Consider the following 18266-nt stretch of genomic DNA (forward strand, 5'->3'; position numbering starts at 1 on the left):
AAATGGGTGTCTCTGACACCTGAAGCAATTTCTCAACAGCTTGATGCGTGGCGCGAGCAATGGCCGGCGCTTGGCGTGCTGGCCTTGCTGCCCGAGGCGGAGAAAGCCGCCTTGCCGGTCCTGCAATCCGCTTGCCGGGAACGCTCCGTGACCTTGGCCGGGGCTGTTTTCCCCGCCCTGATCGTCGATGACCGTTTTGTTTCGACGGGCGTCTGGTTGATCGGCTTCGAGCGCATGCCGAATCATTTCCTGATTCCCGATCTGGGGACTGCTGCGGTCGACAAGCTGGCGCAGGCCATCAAGGCCGGCCGGCCGGAGGGGCAGCCGACGCTGTTCCTCGTTTTCGACAGCATGCAGCCGAATGTCGCCAGCATCCTGCATCGCCTGCACCAGGCGATTGGCAATTGCGTCGGCTATGCCGGTGTGAATGCCGGTAGCGAAACCTTCCAGCCGATGCCCTGCCTGTTCGACGCCACGCAGTTGGTTGGCCAGGGGGCGCTCGGCTTGTTTCTGCCCGAAGTGAGCCGGGTGGCCGTCAAGCATGCCTATCCCGTGTCAAAAACCTTGATGCGTTCGACGTCTGCCCAGGGCAATCGGATCGACCGGATTGATAATCGCCCGGCTTTCGAGGTTTACCGCGACGTGATCGCCGCCGAGTACGGCATTGCCCTGACGCATGAAAATTTCTACGACTATGCCGTGCATTTCCCCTTCGGGCTGGTGACGGCCGTGGACGTGCTGGTGCGGATTCCGGTGGCCTTCAATGCGGATGGCTCCTTGTTTTGCGTCGGGGAAGTGCCGCCCAATTCGATGTTGCGCCTGCTGAAAGCGGCGGAAGCCGGCGATGAGGCTTGTGTCACCGGACTGGCCCAGTCACTCGGCCTGCCCCAGGCGGGCGGCGAGCCGATGCCCCTGCTGACTTTCTACTGTGCGGGGCGTCGCATGCATCTGGGGGAAGCCGCCGAGCGTGAAATCGCCCATTTGAAGGCGTTGACCGCAGCACCGCTTGTTTATGGCGCTTTGTCGCTGGGCGAAATCGATCAGCTGGAAGATCTCAGCATTCCGCGCTTTCACAACGCGGCGCTGGTCTGTCTGTCGCAGGCGTAAGCATAGGCTCACGCCTGTATGGAGATGGGCGGAGTCTTGCCCGCTTATACCTTTTTGACGAACTCGGTTTTCAGCTGCATCGCACCGATGCCGTCGATCTTGCAGTCGATGTCGTGATCGCCGTCGATCAGGCGGATGTTCTTGACCTTGGTGCCGACTTTGACGACTGATGACGAGCCCTTGATTTTCAGGTCCTTGATCACGGTGACGGTATCGCCATCCTGCAGGATGTTGCCGTTGGCGTCCTTCCAGACCTTGGTTTCTTCAGCCGTTTCCGCGGCACCGTCCTGGCTCCATTCGTGGGCGCATTCTGGGCAAACATACATGTTTCCCTGTTCGTAGGTGTATTCGGACGTGCATTGGGGGCATTTGGGCAAGCTGCTCATGGTGTTTCCTTGTTAGTAATCTTCGTCAAAACTACCCATCAGATTGGGCAGCAGAATGTAGGCACGCTGGAAGGCTTCGTCCATATCGGCGCAGACGTTGTCGTCGCCCAGATGATCGATGAAGCCGGAACGGAACAGCAGCGAGCCGGGTTGTGAGTTGAGGCCGCAGAGCAGCAGTTTGCAACCGCGTTTGTCGAGCTTGTCGCGCAGGCTTTCCAGTCCTTCCAGTCCGGTGGTGTCGAGCTGGATCAGGCGGGTCATGTCGAGGATGACGACTTCCGGATGCCCGGCGGCCGGATCGAGCAGCTCTTCCAGCTTGTTCACCGCGCCAAAGAACAGTGAACCGAAAAGCTGCCAGGCGGCGACGCGCATTGTGCCATCCGGGTAGAGATAGTGGGCTTCTTCGGCCAGTTCGCCGAGCGGCAGGCGCTCGATCCGGGTCAGTTCGGACATGCGGTAAATGAAGAACAGGCTGGCCAGCACCATGCCGAGTTCGACGGCGATGGTCAGGTCGAAAACGACGGTGACGAAAAAAGTGGCTAGCAGGATCACCCGGTAGTTGTAGGTGTAGCGCCGCAACTCCCTGAAATGATGCCATTCGCCCATGTTGACCGCGACCACCATGACGATCGCCGAGAGTGTGGCGAGCGGTACGTAGGAGGCCAGCGGGGCGGCGACGAGGACGATGCTGAGCAGGACCAGCGCATGGATGATGCCGGCGATCGGCGTGCGTCCGCCGGTCTTGACGTTGGTCGTCGTCCGGGCAATGGCACCCGTCGCGGCGAAACCACCAAACATCGGTGCCGCAATATTGGCCAGTCCCTGGGCGATCAACTCCTGGTTCGGATCGTGGCGGTCGTCGATCTGGCTGTCGGCAACCCGGGCCGAGAGCAGCGATTCAATGGCGCCGAGCAGGGCGATGGTGATCGCCGGGGAAATCAGTTTGCCGAAATCGTGGATCGACAGGTTGGGCAGGCCGATATTCGGCAGTTCCTGGGGGATGCCGTTGAAGCGGCTGCCGATGGTTTCGACCGGCAGACTGAAAATGAAAGAAATCAGCGTGCCGAGCAGCAGCACGACGAGCGGCCCGGGGGCGCGGCGCAACACGCTGATGTGCTGGGCCAGGCGGTTGTAGGACAGCAGAAAGACGAAGCAGGCGGTCGCCAGTGCGAGCGTCGGCAGGTCGACCGTATGGGCGTAGGCGGCCAGGGTCTTGATCCGGCCGAAAAACTCGGCGGGCAGGTTATCGATCTTGAGGCCGAAGAAATCCTTGATCTGGGCGAGGAAGATGACGACGGCAATGCCGTTGGTAAAGCCGATGACGACAGTGACCGGAATGAAGCGGATTAGTTGCCCCATGCGGGCCAGCCCCATGGCGAGCAGAAAAATACCGGCCAGAATGGTGGCGCCCATCAGATTGGCGAAGCCATGCATCGCGACGATGCCGTAGACGATGGGGATGAAAGCGCCGGTCGGCCCGCCGATCTGAACGCGGGAGCCGCCCAGGGCGGAGGTGATCAAGCCGGCGATGATGGCCGTCCAGATGCCGGCTGCCGGCGAGCAGCCTGAGGCAATGGCAAAGGCCATGGCGAGCGGCAGGGCAAGGACGCCAACGGTGATGCCCGAGGCGAGATCCTTACCGAATTGCGTGCGGTTGTAAGTCGGCAGGCAATCCAGCAGCTTGGGGCGGAAGGCGATCTTCATGGCGCTCGCTCGGGAGGGAAGCCCTTGATTATATGAACATGCGCTTATTCGTCAATGTTAATCACATGTTAATATGATGCGATCTGAGTACCAGGAGGCCGCATGGAAAAGCGAACCGCACGTCTGACCCTGTTGATTGACCCGCAGAAAAAACAGATTTTCGAGGAGATCTGTGCGGCCAATGACCTGACCCCATCGCAGGTCGTGCGCAGAATGATCCGTCAGTACATCATCGAGAATGCCGGCAATCGGGAGTTGCCTGAATGGCTCAAGCCGGGTGGACGGTCCGGCGATTAACCGCGGCTTTCGTCGTCGCTGGTCCGGGGAATGGCCTTGTCCGGGTGGTGTGCCGCGATATAGGCATCGTATTTGGCTTGCATCTGCGGTGCCTGTTTGGCGATTTCACGCAGGATGCGACCGACGGCCCAGACCATGACTACGGCTCCACCAGCGGTGCAGGCGACGGCTTCCGCGGTCGACGTCGGGAAATTGGCCAAAATGGCCCCCTTGCCGGCAGCGAACCAGCTGGCGCCGATGCCGACGCAGGACAGGCCAAAGACATCGACCATGGCGAAAAGAAAAATCGGGCCTGTCAGGCTGGGGCGTGGTGGGCGAATCGGTGAGAGCATGGGAGGCCGCTATAATCCGGAAAGTTTGCATTTTGCCTGAAGGGGTTTGTCCATGCCGCGTTTTTCAAAGTATTCCCTGCTTGCTGTCTTGCTGCTCTCGGCCGGCCTGGTCCGCGCAGATATCAAAATTGGCGTAATTGCCTCGTCGACCGGGCCAACGGCTGCGGTCGGGATTCCCCAGAAAAATACGGTGGCGCTGTTGCCGAGCGAAATCGGCGGCCAGAAAATCGAGTACATCGTGCTCGATGATGCTTCGGATCCGACCAATGCCGTGACGGGCGTCAAGAAGCTGCTCGGCGAACACCGGATCGATGCCCTGATCGGGCCGACCACGACGCCGGCGGCGCTGGCGATTCTTGATTTTGTCGCTGAGTCGAAAACGCCGTTGCTGACGACCGTGGGTTCGTCCGCCGTGGTCTTGCCGATGGATGACAAGAAGAAATGGGTTTTCAAGACCACCCAGAACGATGATCTGATTGCCGAGGCCGTGCTCGCCAATATGGCAACGGCTGGCATCAAGACGCTGGGCTTCATTGGTTTCAACGATCCTTACGGCGAAAACTGGTTCAAGGTATTCAGTGCCATGGCCGAAAAGGCCGGTATCAAGCTGGTGGCCAATGAGCGCTTCAATCGTACCGATCAGTCGGTTACCGGCCAGGTACTCAAGGTCATCGCGGCGCGTCCGGATGCCGTATTCATTGCTGCAACCGGCGGTCCCGCCGTCTTGCCGCAGGCCGGCCTGCAGGAAAAGGGCTACAAGGGCCGTATCTACCAGACGCATGGCGTGGCGACCAACGATTTCATCCGCCTCGGTGGAAAAACGGTGGAAGGTACCCTGATGGCCGGTGGGCCGATGCTGGTGGCTGACGATCTGGCAGCCGGCAATCCGATCAAACCCATGGCGCAGGGCTATATTAAAAATTACGAAGCCAAGTATGGCGCCGGCACGATGTCGACCTTCGGCGCCAATACTTATGATGCAGGCTTGTTGTTGCAGAAGGCGATTCCGGATGCGCTGAAAAAAGCCAAGCCCGGTTCCAGCGAGTTCCGTATTGCCTTGCGTGATGCCCTGGAGGCTTCGAAAGAGGTCGTAGGCGCGCAAGGTGTCTTCAACATGTCGGCGCAAAATCATAACGGCATGGATCAGCGGGCGCGTGTGATGATGACTGTCAGAGGTGGAAAATGGGTTTTGCTCAAGGAATGATGCGGCTGGGACGCTGGCTGGTGCTTGGCTGCTGCGGGTTGGTCGGTTCGCTCGCGGCGGCGGAGCCGGGGCTGGCCCCGCTGGTCGAGATCCACATGCCGTCGCCGTGCCTGGCCTGTCTCGACTGGGGCTCCTATCTGGCTGACAACGGCTTTCGTGTGAGCTACAAGGAAACCGCCGACATGGCCGGATTCAAACGGCGGATGAAGGTGCCGAAGGATGTCGAATCGATTCACACCGCGGTGGTCGGCGGCTATTTCGTCGAGGGGCATGTCCACGCCGAGGATATTCACGAGTTGTTGCGTGACAAACCCAAGGCGCGTGGCATTGCGGTACCTGGTTTGCCGCGGGGCGCGCCGGGACGGGAATTGTCCAATCCGACCTGTGAAACGGCATGCACAATGCTCGATACGGCGAACGGCGAGCGCGACGTTCGCCGCGATTTGTACAACACCATGCTGGTCAAGCCGGATGGTTCGACCAGCATCTGGGCTCGTCACTAAAGGCTGGGTGACAAGCCTAGTTCGGCGAACATGGCATTGGCCCAGCGAACGTCGTTGTTGTCGGGCTGCGGGTCATAGCCTTGCTTGACGGTTTGCTGGATCAGTCCGTCGCCGCGCAGGCGGAAGCTGGCGTCGAGGCGGGCAATTTCCATCGGCTCGACCCGGTTCAGTACGTGGCAGGTGCTGTCGGGTAGCATCTGGGCCGGCATTGAGCCGCTGGCCCGGGCGGCAATCTGGGCTGCTGCAATTTGTCCCAGGCGCGCCGCCAGCTGACCGGTTTTCGGGTAATAGCCGAAGAGTGGCGAGCTTTTGTCGAGCAAGTCGCCGACCAGGAAAACCCGCTCATCGCCCGGCGCGTGTAGGTTGACCGGGTCGTGCGCCGCCCAGCCCGTGGGTGTCCCATCCTTGTTCCGGGCGATCAGCCCGGCCTGCCAGATCAGGCCTGATGCCTGTTGCGGCGGCATCAGGATGGCATCCGTGAAGTCGATGGTGTCGAAATCGGTAATGATCTGTTTTTTGTAGGGATCGACCTGTTTGACCTGGGCTTGCGGCACATACGTTACCTGGTCGCGGTAGCTGTCCCGAAATACGCGGTCAAAACCCAGCGCCGGCAAGTTGGGGTCGAGGATGGTCAGGCGTCCCTTGATGCCGCGGGTCTTCATCCACCAGGCGATCATCCCGGCCCGTTCGTAGGGCGCGGGTGGGCATCGGTAGGGCGCGGCCGGTACGCTCATCACCAGATTGCCGCCCGTGAAGGCAGCCAGTTTGGCTTTCAGGCGCAGGTGTCCATCGCTGTCGCAGAAGGCGCTGGGGAAGTGCTGGCGCGTGAAATTGGCGGCGTCGCGGTCAACCCCGTACCAGGCCGAGAAATCCTCACGGATGCCGGTGGCCAGAATCAGCCAGTCGTAGGTCAGCGTTCCGGCCTGAGTGGTCAGCGTGCGCCGTTCGCGGTTGATCTCGTGAACTTCGCTGTGCAGAAACTGATAACCATGCCTTTGCGCTGCCGCCCGGTAATCATGGGTCAGCATCTTGTCGTCGGCCAGGCCGACCAACCAGCGATTTGACAGCGGGCGCGACCAGAAGGCCGCATTGCGTTCGATCAGGATGGTTTCGATATCCGGCGCCAGTTGTCTGAGCCGGAAAGCGGCCGCCAGGCCGCCCCAGCCGCCGCCGACAATGATTGCGCGTCCCCGCGCGGCGTGTGCTTGAGGAATAAGGCTTGTCGCGCCCAGCGCGAGGGCGGCTTTGAATAATGTGCGCCGTTTCATTGGCTGACCTTGTCGGTTTTAAAATGCAAAAAAGAGCCTGTCAAGACTTGACTTATGCACAGTAAGCATTTTATTTCGTGTTTCTTCGGGATGTCGCTTGTTGGATTTGACAAATTCGACGAATTGAATTTATCACTAGTTAAATCAATGACTTATGATTTAGCTCAAAGTTCTGGCAGGGTAAGAAAAAGCCTTGTGGAACGGCTACTTAGCCACTTAACCCCGGTTTCATTCACAGACTTATCCACAGATTTTGTGGATAGTTCAAAAAGCCTGAAACGGGGAGGTGTATTGGCTGTGTAACTTAATGTAATACATGAGGTTCGCTGCCTTTTTGTTGCGGCGCAATAAAAAACGGCCTGCAGTGCAGGCCGTTGCGGTTGGCATGGAATTATTTGACTCGCATGCCGGGCTGGGCGCCGCTGTCGGGGGACAGCAGGAAGATTCCGGGGGTTTCTCCGGCCGGGTCCGAGGCGGCCATGACCATGCCTTCCGACAGGCCGAATTTCATCTTCCGCGGGGCGAGATTGGCGACCATTACCGTCAGCCGACCGATCAGCGTGGCCGGATCGTAGGCCGACTTGATGCCAGCAAATACCTGGCGCGGTTTCTCTTCGCCGATGTCGAGCGTCAGTCGGATCAGCTTGTCAGCGCCGTCGACATGTTCGGCATTGGCGATCAGGGCGATGCGCAAGTCGATTTTCATGAAGTCGTCAATGTTGCACAAGCCGCTTTCGGGCACTTCGGCAACCTTGGCGGCCGGTTTTTCGGCAACCTTGGCGGCCGGTTTTTCGGCAGGCTTGGCAACTGCCTTGGCCGGTGCAGCTTCGACGGCGGGGGCGAGAGATTCCTTGTTGGCGGCGATCAGTTTTTCGATCTGCTTCGGATCGACCCGGGTCATCAGGTGCTCATAGGCATTGATGCCGTGGCCGGCCGCCAGCAGGCTTCCGGTGTCGTTCCAGGTCAGCGGCGCAATGTTGAGGAAGGCTTCGACCTTGCCGGCGATGATCGGCAGGATGGGCTTGAGCAGCACGGTGAGCAGGCGGAACAGGTTGAGTGCATTGCTGCAGGCTGCGTGCAGTTCAACTTCCTTACCTTCCTGCTTGGCCAGTTCCCACGGCTTGACGCTATCGACGTACTGGTTGGCGCCATCGGTCAGCGCCATGATTTCACGCATGGCCTTGCCGAACTCACGGGCTTCGTACAGTTCGGCAATCCGGCTGGCTGCTTCCTGGATGGCCTTGATCGCCGGCAATGTTGCATCGGCCGGAGCGAGCTGGCCGTTGAAGCGCTTGGTAATGAAGCCGGCCGAGCGGCTGGCGATATTGACGAATTTGCCAACCAGGTCGGAATTGACGCGGGCGCAGAAGTCTTCGAGATTGAGGTCGATATCTTCCATGCTGGCCGACAGCTTGGCCGCGTAGTAGTAGCGCAGCCATTCCGGGTTGAGGCCGGTGTCGAGATAACTCTGGGCGGTGATGAAGGTGCCGCGCGATTTCGACATTTTTGCGCCGTCGACCGTGAGAAAGCCGTGCGCGAAGATTTTGGTCGGCGTGCGATAGCCGGCGTGGGCCAGTTCGGCCGGCCAGAACAGCGCGTGGAAGTAGAGAATGTCCTTGCCGATGAAGTGGTAGAGCTCGGTGGTCGAGTCCGGCTTGAAGTATTCGTTGAAATCCAGCCCGTTCTTGCCGCACAGATTCTTGAACGAACCCATGTAGCCGATCGGGGCGTCGAGCCAGACGTAGAAGTACTTGCCCGGCGCATCCGGGATTTCGAAACCGAAATAGGGCGCGTCACGCGAAATGTCCCAGTCGGTCAGCTTGTTTTCGCCCGGTGCGCCCAGCCATTCCTGCATCTTGTTGGCCGCTTCGCTTTGCAGCACGCCGTTGTCGCGGCTGGTGTACTGGCGCAGGAAGGCTTCGCAACGCGGGTCGGAGAGCTTGAAGAAGTAATGCTCCGAGGTGCGCAGTTCCGGCTTGGCGCCGGAAACGGCGGAGAACGGTTCGATCAGGTCGGTCGGTGCGTAAGCGGCGCCGCAGACTTCGCAGTTGTCGCCGTACTGGTCCTTGGCATGGCATTTCGGGCATTCGCCCTTGATGAAGCGGTCGGGCAGGAACATCGACTTGACCGGGTCGTAATACTGTTCGATGGTCCGCGTTTCGATCAGGCCGGCATCGCGCAGGCGACCGTAGATGGTGTTGGCGCACTCGCGGGTTTCATCGGAGTGGGTGCTGTAGTAATTGTCGAAACCGACATGGAAGCCGGTGAAGTCGCGGAAATGCTCGCCATGCACGCGGGCGATCAGTTGCTCCGGGGTGATGCCTTCCTTCTCGGCGCGCAGCATGATCGGCGTGCCGTGGGTGTCGTCGGCGCAGACATACCAGCATTCGTTGCCGCTCATTTTCTGGTAGCGCACCCAGATGTCGGTCTGAATGTATTCGACCAGGTGGCCGAGGTGGATGGCGCCGTTGGCGTAGGGCAGGGCAGAGGTAACGAGAATCTTGCGCGACATCGCAGTGGCCAAATTTGAAAATAAAACGCGATTTTACCGCGAGCGGAAGCGCTTCGTCGTTTGTGTGCACAAGTTGATGAGTGTGTGGGCTTTGTAAAATAGACAAAGGTTGTATTGCCGGATTGGGGCGAAGGCGCGAGAATCCGCCCCAATAAGGAGTCAATATGCTATTCGCAGTCGTAGAAGACAGTCGCAGCCAGTCTGAAGTTATCAAGGCCCTGCTCAAAAGCGAGGGATATCAGGTCGAAGTGTTTGCCGAAGGCCGCGCCTGTATCGAGGTGCTGAAAACCCGCACCTTCGACTTTTTCATCATTGACTGGACTCTGCCGGATATCGGTGGCGACGAGGTGCTCAAGCACGTTCGTGAGGTGTGCGGCTGGGATGTCCCGGTTCTCTTCTGTACGGCTCGCGCCGAGGAAGAAAATGCAGCGGATATTCTGCGTCTGGGGGCCGATGACTTCATTCCCAAACCGATTCGCTACATGGAGTTCATGGCGCGTATTGAAGTGCTGCTCCGGCGGCGTCAGCATGTTCGTCCGCGAGCAATGCGTTTCGGCAACATCGAGGTTGATCTCGATGGGCGGCGGATTCGTCTGGCTGGCCTCGATATCGATCTGACCCAGCGCGAGTTCGACCTCGCCGTGATCTTCCTGCGCAACGTTGGCCGGGTCTTGCCGCGCGAAGAGTTGCTGGCTAGCGTCTGGGTCAAGGAAACCGAAGTCGATACGCGAACGGTCGATACGCACGCCAGCCGCTTGCGCAAGAAGCTTGGGCTGGCGGGTGAAAGCGGCTTGATGCTGACCTCGGTGTACGGTCAGGGGTATCGTCTGGATACGGTTCAGCCGAACTGATTCCGCTTTTCCGGTTTGGGGTATACTGTACAAAATTGCTCAGGTATTCCTGCGCAGCCCAACCCCAACCGGAGTATCCATGAGTCTCTCAGAACAGCAGATCAAAACGGCCCTCACTGCTGCGGTCGACCCCAATACAGGCAAGGATTTCGTCGCCGGTAAGGCGGTGAAGAACATCAAGTTCGATGGTGACGATGTTGCCTTCGATATCGAGCTGGCTTATCCGGCAAAAACCCAGATCGATGCTATCCGCAAGCAGGTTATTGCTGCCGTGCGTGCGGTGCCCGGGGTGGGCAATGTATCGGCTAATGTTTATTCCAAGATTGTTGCCCATTCGGTGCAACTGGGCGTCAAGCTGCTGCCCGGCGTGAAGAACATCATCGCCGTGGCTTCGGGCAAGGGCGGCGTCGGCAAGAGTACGACGGCAGTTAACCTGGCACTGGCGCTGGCCCAGGAAGGCGCCTCAGTTGGCATTCTCGATGCCGATATCTATGGCCCGTCGCAGCCGCAAATGCTTGGCCTGGCCGGGCAGCAGCCCGAATCCAGGGATGGGCAAAGCATGGAGCCGCTTGAAGCTTATGGCGTACAGGCCATGTCTATCGGTTTCATGGTCGATGTCGAAACCCCGATGGTTTGGCGTGGTCCGATGGTCGCCCAGGCGCTCGACCAGTTGCTCGGCCAGACCAACTGGCGTGATGTCGATTATCTGATCGTCGATATGCCGCCGGGTACCGGCGATATCCAGTTGTCGCTGTCGCAAAAAGTCCCGCTGACCGGTGCAGTCGTGGTGACCACGCCGCAGGATATTGCCCTGATCGATGCTCGCAAGGGTCTGAAAATGTTCGAGAAGGTCAATGTGCCGATTCTCGGTATCGTTGAAAACATGAGCATTCACATTTGTTCGAACTGCGGTCACGAAGAGCATGTCTTCGGTACCGGCGGCGGCCAGAAGATGTGCCAGGATTACGACGTCGAGTTTCTCGGCAGCTTGCCGCTCGAACTGGCGATTCGCGAGATGGCCGATAGCGGCAAGCCGACCGTGGTCGGGGCGCCCGATTCCCGCGCTGCCGAGATTTATCGCGGCATTGCCCGTCGTGTCGCGGTCAAGGTGGGCGAGAAGGCAAAGGACATGACCTCCAAGTTCCCGAATATCGTCGTCCAGAACACCTAAGTTTTTTTTGCCTAATCCACACATAAAGGCGGGTAAAATCCCGCCTTTATTTTTGTCGACCGCAGCAGGGAAAAATGGCTATCAAATCAGACAAGTGGATTCGCCGTATGGCGGCAGAGCACGGCATGATCGAGCCGTTCGAACCAGAACTCGTACGCGAAGCCAATGGCGAGAAAATCGTCTCCTACGGGACTTCGAGCTACGGTTACGACATCCGCTGCGCGCGTGAATTCAAAGTGTTCACCAACATCAACTCGACGGTGGTGGATCCGAAAAATTTCGACCCGAAGTCCTTTGTCGAAATCGAGTCTGACGTCTGCATCATCCCGCCCAATTCCTTTGCGCTGGCTCGGACTGTCGAATATTTCCGCATTCCTCGCTCGGTACTGACGGTTTGCCTGGGTAAATCGACCTACGCCCGCTGCGGCATCATCGTCAATGTGACGCCGTTCGAGCCGGAATGGGAAGGTTACGTGACGCTGGAGTTTTCCAATACCACTCCGTTGCCGGCCAAGATCTACGCCGGCGAAGGTTGCGCCCAGGTCCTGTTCTTCGAGTCCGACGAAGTTTGTGAAACGTCGTACAAGGATCGCGGTGGCAAATACCAGGGGCAGGTCGGCGTGACGCTCCCCAAGATCTGACGCAAGACTGAAACAAAACTGTCTTATTCTGTGACCCGCTGCGGCGGGTCGCCGCTTTTCAAGGATTCAACATGCGCTTCCACTTTCCCGTCATCATCATCGACGAAGACTTCCGCTCGGAGAATACCTCCGGTCTTGGTATCCGGGCGCTTGCCGAAGCGATCGAGAAAGAGGGCCTGGAAGTGCTGGGTGTCACCAGCTACGGCGACCTGACCTCGTTCGCCCAGCAGCAATCGCGGGCCAGTGCCTTTGTTCTGTCGATTGACGATGAAGAGCTGGCATTGGAGCCGGAAGAAACGATGGCCGAACTACGCGCCTTTGTTTCAGAAATTCGCAACCGCAACGCCGAGATTCCCATCTTCCTGCATGGCGAGACGCGCACCTCGCGCCATATCCCGAACGATGTGTTGCGTGAACTGCATGGCTTCATCCATATGTTCGAGGACACGCCGGAGTTCATCGCCCGCAACATCAAGCGCGAAGCCAAGGCCTACCTCGACTCGCTGCCGCCGCCCTTCTTCCGCGCCCTGACGCACTACGCCGCCGACGGTTCGTATTCCTGGCACTGCCCCGGCCATTCGGGTGGCGTTGCCTTCCTGAAAAGCCCGGTCGGCCAGATGTTCCACCAGTTTTTCGGCGAGAACATGCTGCGCGCCGACGTTTGCAACGCCGTCGAGGAACTCGGCCAGCTGCTCGACCACACCGGTCCGGTTGCCGCTTCCGAGCGCAACGCGGCACGTATTTTCAATGCCGATCATCTGTATTTCGTGACCAACGGCACCTCGACGTCGAACAAGATCGTCTGGCACTCGACCGTTGCGCCGGGCGACATCGTGGTGGTCGACCGCAACTGTCACAAGTCCATCCTGCACGCCATCATGATGACCGGTGCGATTCCGGTCTTCCTGATGCCGACGCGCAACAACTTCGGCATCATCGGGCCGATCCCGAAGAGCGAGTTTGCCTGGGAAAGCATCCAGAAAAAGATTGCCGCCAACCCGTTCATCACCGATAAGAATGCCAAGCCGCGCGTGCTGACCATTACCCAGTCGACCTACGACGGCATTCTCTACAACGTCGAGGACATCAAGGAAGAGCTGGACGGCAAAATCGACACGCTGCACTTCGACGAAGCCTGGCTGCCGCACGCCGCCTTTCATGATTTCTACGGTGATTACCACGCCATCGGCGCCGACCGCCCGCGCTGCAAGGAGTCGATGGTCTTCTCGACGCAATCGACCCACAAGCTGTTGGCCGGTTTGTCGCAGGCCTCGCAAATCCTTGTGCAGGATTGTGAGAACCGCAAGCTCGACCGCGACCTGTTCAACGAGGCTTACTTGATGCACACCTCGACCTCGCCGCAGTACTCGATCATCGCGTCCTGCGATGTGGCCGCGGCGATGATGGAGGCTCCGGGCGGCACGGCATTGGTCGAGGAATCGATCACCGAGGCGCTCGATTTCCGCCGTGCAATGCGCAAGGTGGATGAGGAATGGGGCGCCGACTGGTGGTTCAAGGTCTGGGGGCCGGACGATCTGTCCGAAGAAGGCATCGAAGAGCGCGACGCCTGGATGCTCAAGCCGGGTGAGCGCTGGCACGGCTTCAACAACCTGGCCGACGGCTTCAACATGCTCGACCCGATCAAGGCGACGATCATCACCCCGGGCCTCGATGTCGATGGCGATTTCGCCGACGAATTCGGCATCCCGGCCGCTATCGTTACCAAGTACCTGGCCGAACATGGCGTGATTGTCGAGAAGTGTGGCCTGTACAGCTTCTTCATCATGTTCACCATCGGCATCACCAAGGGCCGCTGGAATTCGCTGGTCACCGCTCTGCAGCAGTTCAAGGACGATTACGACAAGAATCAGCCGCTGTGGCGCGCTCTGCCTGAGTTCGTGCAGAAAAATCCGCGTTATGAACGTGTCGGCCTGCGCGATTTGTGCACCCAGATTCACAGTGTCTACAAGCAAAACGACGTGGCCCGCCTGACGACCGAAATGTATCTTTCGGACATGGTGCCGGCGATGCGTCCGGCCGATGCCTTTGCCAAGATGGCACACCGGGAAATCGAGCGTGTCCCGGTCGACGAGCTTGAAGGCCGCGTAACGGCAGTCTTGCTGACGCCTTACCCGCCCGGTATTCCCTTGCTTATTCCGGGTGAACGGTTTAACAAGACAATCTGCAGCTATCTGAAGTTTGCCCGTGAATTCAATGCTGCCTTCCCCGGCTTCGAGACTGATGTCCATGGCTTGGTCAAGGGTAGCGATGGCCGTTACTACGTTGATTGCGTGAGGTAATAAACCATGCCGGATATGGCGAAACGCTGGAGCTGTCTATGGGCGCTGCTGCTTTTGCTATGGCCGGCATGGGCCTTGGCTGAAATTGCCGCCAAGGTGGTTTTTGCCACCGGTTCGCCGGTGGTCGTCGCAGCAAATGGTGTTTCTCGGCCATTGCAGCGTGGCGGCGACCTGTTTCCAGGCGACTCGATCAATACGGCAGATGGGCGGGTGCAACTGCGTTTTTCCGATGGAGCGAGTATGTCGCTGCAGCCCGGTACCCAATTCAGGATTGATGCATTTCACTTCGTTGACCGCGGCAACCGGGCCAGTCCCGGTGATGGCGTGGTGATGACCCTGATCAAAGGGGCATTGCGCACCGTAACCGGCTTGCTGGGTAAAGAGGATTACAACCAGTACAAGGTGGGTACGACGGTGGCGACCATCGGCGTGCGCGGGACCGAGTATGGGGCAACTTTTGACGGTACGGGGTTGTCGGTCACCACCTATGCCGGGCTGGTTGAAGTGTGCAGCGACATGGCCTGCCAGCAGATCGCTCCGGGCCAGACGGTCTGGGTTTACGATCGAGGCGAGCGTCCGCAGATGCAGCCGCGCTCGCTCGGTATCCAGGGGGGAGAGCTGCAGCCGGATTTGCCTCAGCCCCCCACAAATGTTGGCTTGCCCGTACAATCACCTGCAGCGTCAACGCCGGCGTCGAATTTGCCTGCGAACACAGCCAGTCCGATGTCGGTGAACCAGGGGCCCAGTACGAGTCCGAGTGGCAGGTAAAAATCAAGGCTTGAGAGGGAAGGCCGCCCATGCACTTCAAGAAAACCATCTGTCTTGCCAGTCTGCTGATGCTGGCGTTCCAGCCGGCCGCACACGCCGATACATTGACCGATCAGGCGAGAGAATTGCTTGAAAGCGGCAAATCGACGCAGGCGTTTGCCTTGCTGGATACGCAGGAAAGTACGCGGGCGGGGGAGCCGCTGTTTGACTTCCTGCTCGGCCTGGCTGCGCTTGATGTGGGCCAGAATACGCGAGCGGTATTTGCGCTGGAGCGTGTTTTGGCGATGGATCCGAATCACGTCAGGGCGCGCGCCGAGATTGCCCGTGCCTATCTGGCTTTGGGGGAGGCAGACACGGCTCGCAAGGAGTTTGAAACTGTCCAGAAGCAAGGCGTGCCGGCCGACGTTTCGCTAACGCTGGAGCGCTATATCGCGGCAGCCAGGAATGTTCAGGATCAGTCGAAGGTATCGGCAAATGGCTATCTGGAACTGACTCTGGGTTACGACACCAATCTCAACCTCGGGCCAAACAAGAGCACGGTGGTGATTCCTGGCATCAGTTCGGCTCCGGCAACCCTTTCCAAGGACAGCAAAGCCAACAAGGATAATTTTGGCCAGCTGGGCGCCGGGGCGAATGTACGTATTCCCGTTTCAAGACAAGTGGCTGTCCTTGCAGGGGTTTCAGGTACCGAGCGGTTCAATGGTCACACCGACCAGTTCGATCTCGGCAACGCCGATGCCAATCTCGGCGCAGTGCTGACCGACGGCAAGAGTGTCTATACGTTGATGGGGCAGTCCAGCCATCTTGTCGTCGACAAGGACCGCTATCGCATGGCGACCGGCCTGACCGGCCAGTGGCAGTACAACCATGATTCGCGCAATCAGTTCAGCCTGTACGCCCAGTACAGCGATTTGCATTATCTGACGCAGGATGTCCGGGATGCGGACCGCTGGGTCGGTGGCGCAGCCTATGCGCATCTCTGGCGCGACAATGCCGTCGGGTATGCCAGTATTTATCTTGTAAATGAAAAGCCACAGGCCGCACACGTCGAGTTTCTTGGGTTCGACGGCTTCGGTGCACGTTTCGGCGCGCGGGCGAATGTAACGCCCAAGACTATCGTTTTCGGAAACTTTTCCTTTGAGCAACGGCGCCATGTCGCGGTCGACCCCGCGTTCCTGACCAAAAGGCGCGATGAGCAATATGCCATGCTCGTTGGCGCCAGCTACGCCTTCGAAAAGGACTGGACGGTCACGCCTCAGCTTTCACTGGGTCGCAATGTGTCGAACACCGCCCTTAACGAATATCACCGCGAAATGGTCTCCGTGGCCATTCGTCGCGAATTCTGACCGCAGGAGACCGCGTGATGACCTTTCCTGGTTCTTTCAAGCATTCATCGAAAGTTTTCCTGTTGCTCGCACTGGGTTTTCCGCTCACCGTGCTTGCGGCTGCCAGCCTCGATTTTGCCGTCGGCGATGTCCAGGCGGTCAGTTCGGCGGGTGTTGCCCGCCCGCTGGCCAAGGGCGGTCGGATCGATGCGGGCGATACGGTGCGTGTCGGAGACGGTCGGGCGCAACTTCGCTTCGATGACGGTGCGCTTGTTTCGCTACAGCCCAACACGGATTTCCGGATTGACGAGTTTCAGTTCAGCGGTCAGCAGGATGGCAAGGAGCGCGGCTTCTTCAGCCTGCTCAAGGGAGGGCTGCGCACGCTGACCGGGCTGGTTGGCAAGGTGAACAAGGGGAATTACAAAGTCACCACTTCGGTTGCGACAATCGGGATTCGCGGCACGGAATACACCCTTTCCTATCTGGACTCTGAAAGTATTGCCATCGCCACCGCCGAAGGTGCCATCGAAGTCTGCAATGGCGGCGGTTGTGCCGTGCTGGTCAGTGGTGACTCAGCGGTGGTCGAAGGGTCTAAAACAGCACCGAAGCGGGTTGATTTCCGGCCGCAACTCAGGCCGGCTCAGCCGGGCGAGCAGTTACTGCCGCAGTTTTCGACGAGCGAGTTTCGTAACCAGGATGGCAATGTCTTGCTCAACGGCAATCAACTGACTTCCGGCCCCGGCTATTCTCTCGCCTGGGCTCGCGGCTCGAGTGGTGGGACAGCGACCAACGGTTCTGCCGTTTTCGGCAGTTCAAGCCAGTTGCTGTCGGCGACCAATCCGAGCGGCTCGTTTTATGGCCTGACCCTGGGGCAGTCTGATTCGGCAGATGGCGTGATTGGCTGGGGGCGCTGGGCCACGGCGACAGATCAGCTGAGCACCGCGATGACCAATTTCCATTACGTCATCGGGCGAGAAACTGCCGTTGGTCAGCTCGCCGCATTGAACGGAATTACTGCTACCTACCAGATGATCGGCTACACCACGCCGACTGGTGCGCTGGGTTATTCGACCGGAGCGCCAAGTGGCACGCTGACAGCCAGCTTCGGTGCGGCCACGATGAGTGTTTCGATGGCCTTGCAGGTGCCCTATTTCAACTCGATGACCAACACGACCTATGCCGTGAATGCCAGTACTGGCACTGTTCCTTTGTCATCGACGTTTACCTGGGCCAGCGGGGCAACCGGCGGGGGCTTGTTCGCGGGCACTGCGGCCTCGCATGCTGGAGCCTCGTACAACTTCAGTGCCGGTGGCTATACCAACGTTTCAGGCGCTGTGGCCTTCAAGCGCTGAGTTTGGTCAAATTGGCTGACTGATAAAAAAATCGCGTAGCGTAAGCGCCGCGGTTTTTTATCGTGCTTGTCGGCGATAGGTCACAAATCGTCCGGCTTCGTCCGCCAGGGGGCGTTGGGCCGATTCCTGCCAATCGTGCAGGGGAAATTCCGGAAACCACGCGTCGCCAGCCGGTGTTTGGTCGACTTCGGTCAGTTCGAGTCGGTCGGCAACGTGCATGGCCTGGCGGTAAATTTCTCCGCCGCCGATGATGAATGCGGTGTTGCCGGCCGCCAGGGCCAGGGCTGCCTCCAGCGACTCGGCCAGTTCTGCGCCGGTGGCCGGGTAATCAACCTGGCGGCTGATGACGATGTTGCGACGTCCGGGCAGGGGGCGAAAGCGAGGCGGCAGGGACTCCCAAGTCTTGCGTCCCATGATGACGGTGTGGCCTGCCGTCAGTGTCTTGAAATGGGCCATGTCTTCAGGAATGTGCCAGAGCAACTGGTTGTCACGGCCGATGACCCGGTTTTTTGCTACAGCAGCAATGATGACGATTTCTGGCATGG

At 59.1% G+C, this 18266-nt stretch carries 17 protein-coding genes; 11 read left to right on the forward strand and 6 right to left on the reverse strand.

What is annotated here, in order from left to right; all coding sequences use genetic code 11:
• Positions 1–6 precede the first annotated feature (6 nt).
• The gene (locus GBK02_RS04895) at positions 7–1107 is read left to right on the forward strand and encodes an FIST signal transduction protein (protein ID WP_203468630.1); all 1101 of its coding nucleotides are present in this window, start codon (positions 7–9) and stop codon (positions 1105–1107) included.
• A 44-nt stretch (positions 1108–1151) separates the two neighbouring features.
• On the opposite strand, the gene GBK02_RS04900 is transcribed toward GBK02_RS04895, so the two are convergent.
• Both GBK02_RS04900 and GBK02_RS04905 read right to left on the reverse strand, forming a co-directional pair.
• On the reverse strand, positions 1152–1493 hold the full coding sequence (locus tag GBK02_RS04900) for a zinc ribbon domain-containing protein YjdM (RefSeq protein ID WP_203468631.1): 342 nt from the start codon (positions 1491–1493) through the stop codon (positions 1152–1154).
• 12 nt (positions 1494–1505) lie between these two features.
• The gene (locus GBK02_RS04905; protein WP_203468632.1) at positions 1506–3197 is read right to left on the reverse strand and encodes a SulP family inorganic anion transporter; all 1692 of its coding nucleotides are present in this window, start codon (positions 3195–3197) and stop codon (positions 1506–1508) included.
• Positions 3198–3299: 102 nt separating this feature from the next.
• Here GBK02_RS04905 and GBK02_RS04910 point away from each other — a divergent pair, with 102 nt between their 5' ends.
• Entirely contained in the window at positions 3300–3494 is a 195-nt protein-coding gene (locus GBK02_RS04910) for a CopG family transcriptional regulator (protein WP_203468633.1), read from the forward strand.
• On the opposite strand, the gene GBK02_RS04915 is transcribed toward GBK02_RS04910, so the two are convergent.
• Positions 3491–3826: a hypothetical protein gene (locus GBK02_RS04915; RefSeq protein WP_203468634.1), complete on the reverse strand. Its 336-nt coding sequence runs from the start codon at positions 3824–3826 to the stop codon at positions 3491–3493. The two genes, GBK02_RS04910 and GBK02_RS04915, sit on opposite strands and share 4 nt — an antisense overlap.
• A gap of 52 nt (positions 3827–3878) precedes the next feature.
• On the opposite strand from GBK02_RS04915, the gene GBK02_RS04920 reads away from it, so the two are divergent.
• Both GBK02_RS04920 and GBK02_RS04925 read left to right on the forward strand, forming a co-directional pair.
• Positions 3879–5030, forward strand: coding sequence for an ABC transporter substrate-binding protein (locus GBK02_RS04920; RefSeq protein WP_203468635.1), 1152 nt, complete (start codon positions 3879–3881; stop codon positions 5028–5030).
• Positions 5009–5533 (forward strand): DUF411 domain-containing protein, encoded by a 525-nt coding sequence (locus GBK02_RS04925; protein ID WP_239003174.1) that lies wholly within the window; start codon positions 5009–5011, stop codon positions 5531–5533. Before GBK02_RS04920 ends, GBK02_RS04925 begins: the two co-directional genes overlap by 22 nt.
• Here GBK02_RS04925 and GBK02_RS04930 read toward each other — a convergent pair.
• The gene (locus GBK02_RS04930) at positions 5530–6801 is read right to left on the reverse strand and encodes an FAD-dependent oxidoreductase (RefSeq protein ID WP_203468636.1); all 1272 of its coding nucleotides are present in this window, start codon (positions 6799–6801) and stop codon (positions 5530–5532) included. The genes GBK02_RS04925 and GBK02_RS04930 overlap by 4 nt on opposite strands.
• 391 nt (positions 6802–7192) lie before the next feature.
• Entirely contained in the window at positions 7193–9313 is a 2121-nt protein-coding gene (gene metG / locus GBK02_RS04935; protein WP_203468637.1) for a methionine--tRNA ligase, read from the reverse strand.
• A 164-nt stretch (positions 9314–9477) separates the two neighbouring features.
• Between metG and GBK02_RS04940 the strand changes: the two genes are divergently transcribed.
• The 7 genes from GBK02_RS04940 (at position 9478) to GBK02_RS04970 (ending at position 17721) form a co-directional block, all read left to right on the forward strand.
• The gene (locus GBK02_RS04940; RefSeq protein WP_203468638.1) at positions 9478–10164 is read left to right on the forward strand and encodes a response regulator transcription factor; all 687 of its coding nucleotides are present in this window, start codon (positions 9478–9480) and stop codon (positions 10162–10164) included.
• Between the two features lie 79 nt (positions 10165–10243).
• Positions 10244–11335 carry an iron-sulfur cluster carrier protein ApbC gene (gene apbC / locus GBK02_RS04945; RefSeq protein WP_203468639.1) on the forward strand — a complete coding sequence of 364 codons (1092 nt, stop codon included), beginning with the start codon at positions 10244–10246 and terminating at the stop codon, positions 11333–11335.
• A 74-nt stretch (positions 11336–11409) separates the two neighbouring features.
• The gene (gene dcd, locus GBK02_RS04950) at positions 11410–11976 is read left to right on the forward strand and encodes a dCTP deaminase (RefSeq protein WP_203468640.1); all 567 of its coding nucleotides are present in this window, start codon (positions 11410–11412) and stop codon (positions 11974–11976) included.
• A 71-nt stretch (positions 11977–12047) separates the two neighbouring features.
• Positions 12048–14276, forward strand: coding sequence for an arginine/lysine/ornithine decarboxylase (locus GBK02_RS04955; RefSeq protein WP_203468641.1), 2229 nt, complete (start codon positions 12048–12050; stop codon positions 14274–14276).
• A gap of 75 nt (positions 14277–14351) precedes the next feature.
• Positions 14352–15044 (forward strand): FecR domain-containing protein, encoded by a 693-nt coding sequence (locus tag GBK02_RS04960; RefSeq protein ID WP_203468642.1) that lies wholly within the window; start codon positions 14352–14354, stop codon positions 15042–15044.
• Positions 15045–15073: 29 nt separating this feature from the next.
• Positions 15074–16390, forward strand: a complete 1317-nt coding sequence (locus tag GBK02_RS04965) for a tetratricopeptide repeat protein (RefSeq protein ID WP_203468643.1) — start codon at positions 15074–15076, stop codon at positions 16388–16390.
• A gap of 17 nt (positions 16391–16407) precedes the next feature.
• On the forward strand, positions 16408–17721 hold the full coding sequence (locus GBK02_RS04970) for a FecR domain-containing protein (RefSeq protein WP_239003250.1): 1314 nt from the start codon (positions 16408–16410) through the stop codon (positions 17719–17721).
• 57 nt (positions 17722–17778) lie between these two features.
• Here GBK02_RS04970 and GBK02_RS04975 read toward each other — a convergent pair whose 3' ends face one another.
• Positions 17779–18264 (reverse strand): dihydrofolate reductase, encoded by a 486-nt coding sequence (locus GBK02_RS04975; protein ID WP_203468645.1) that lies wholly within the window; start codon positions 18262–18264, stop codon positions 17779–17781.
• Between the last annotated feature and the right edge of the window lie 2 nt (positions 18265–18266).

Origin of the sequence: Dechloromonas sp. TW-R-39-2 (genome assembly GCF_016864195.1) — a bacterium.
Lineage (GTDB): Bacteria > Pseudomonadota > Gammaproteobacteria > Burkholderiales > Rhodocyclaceae > Azonexus.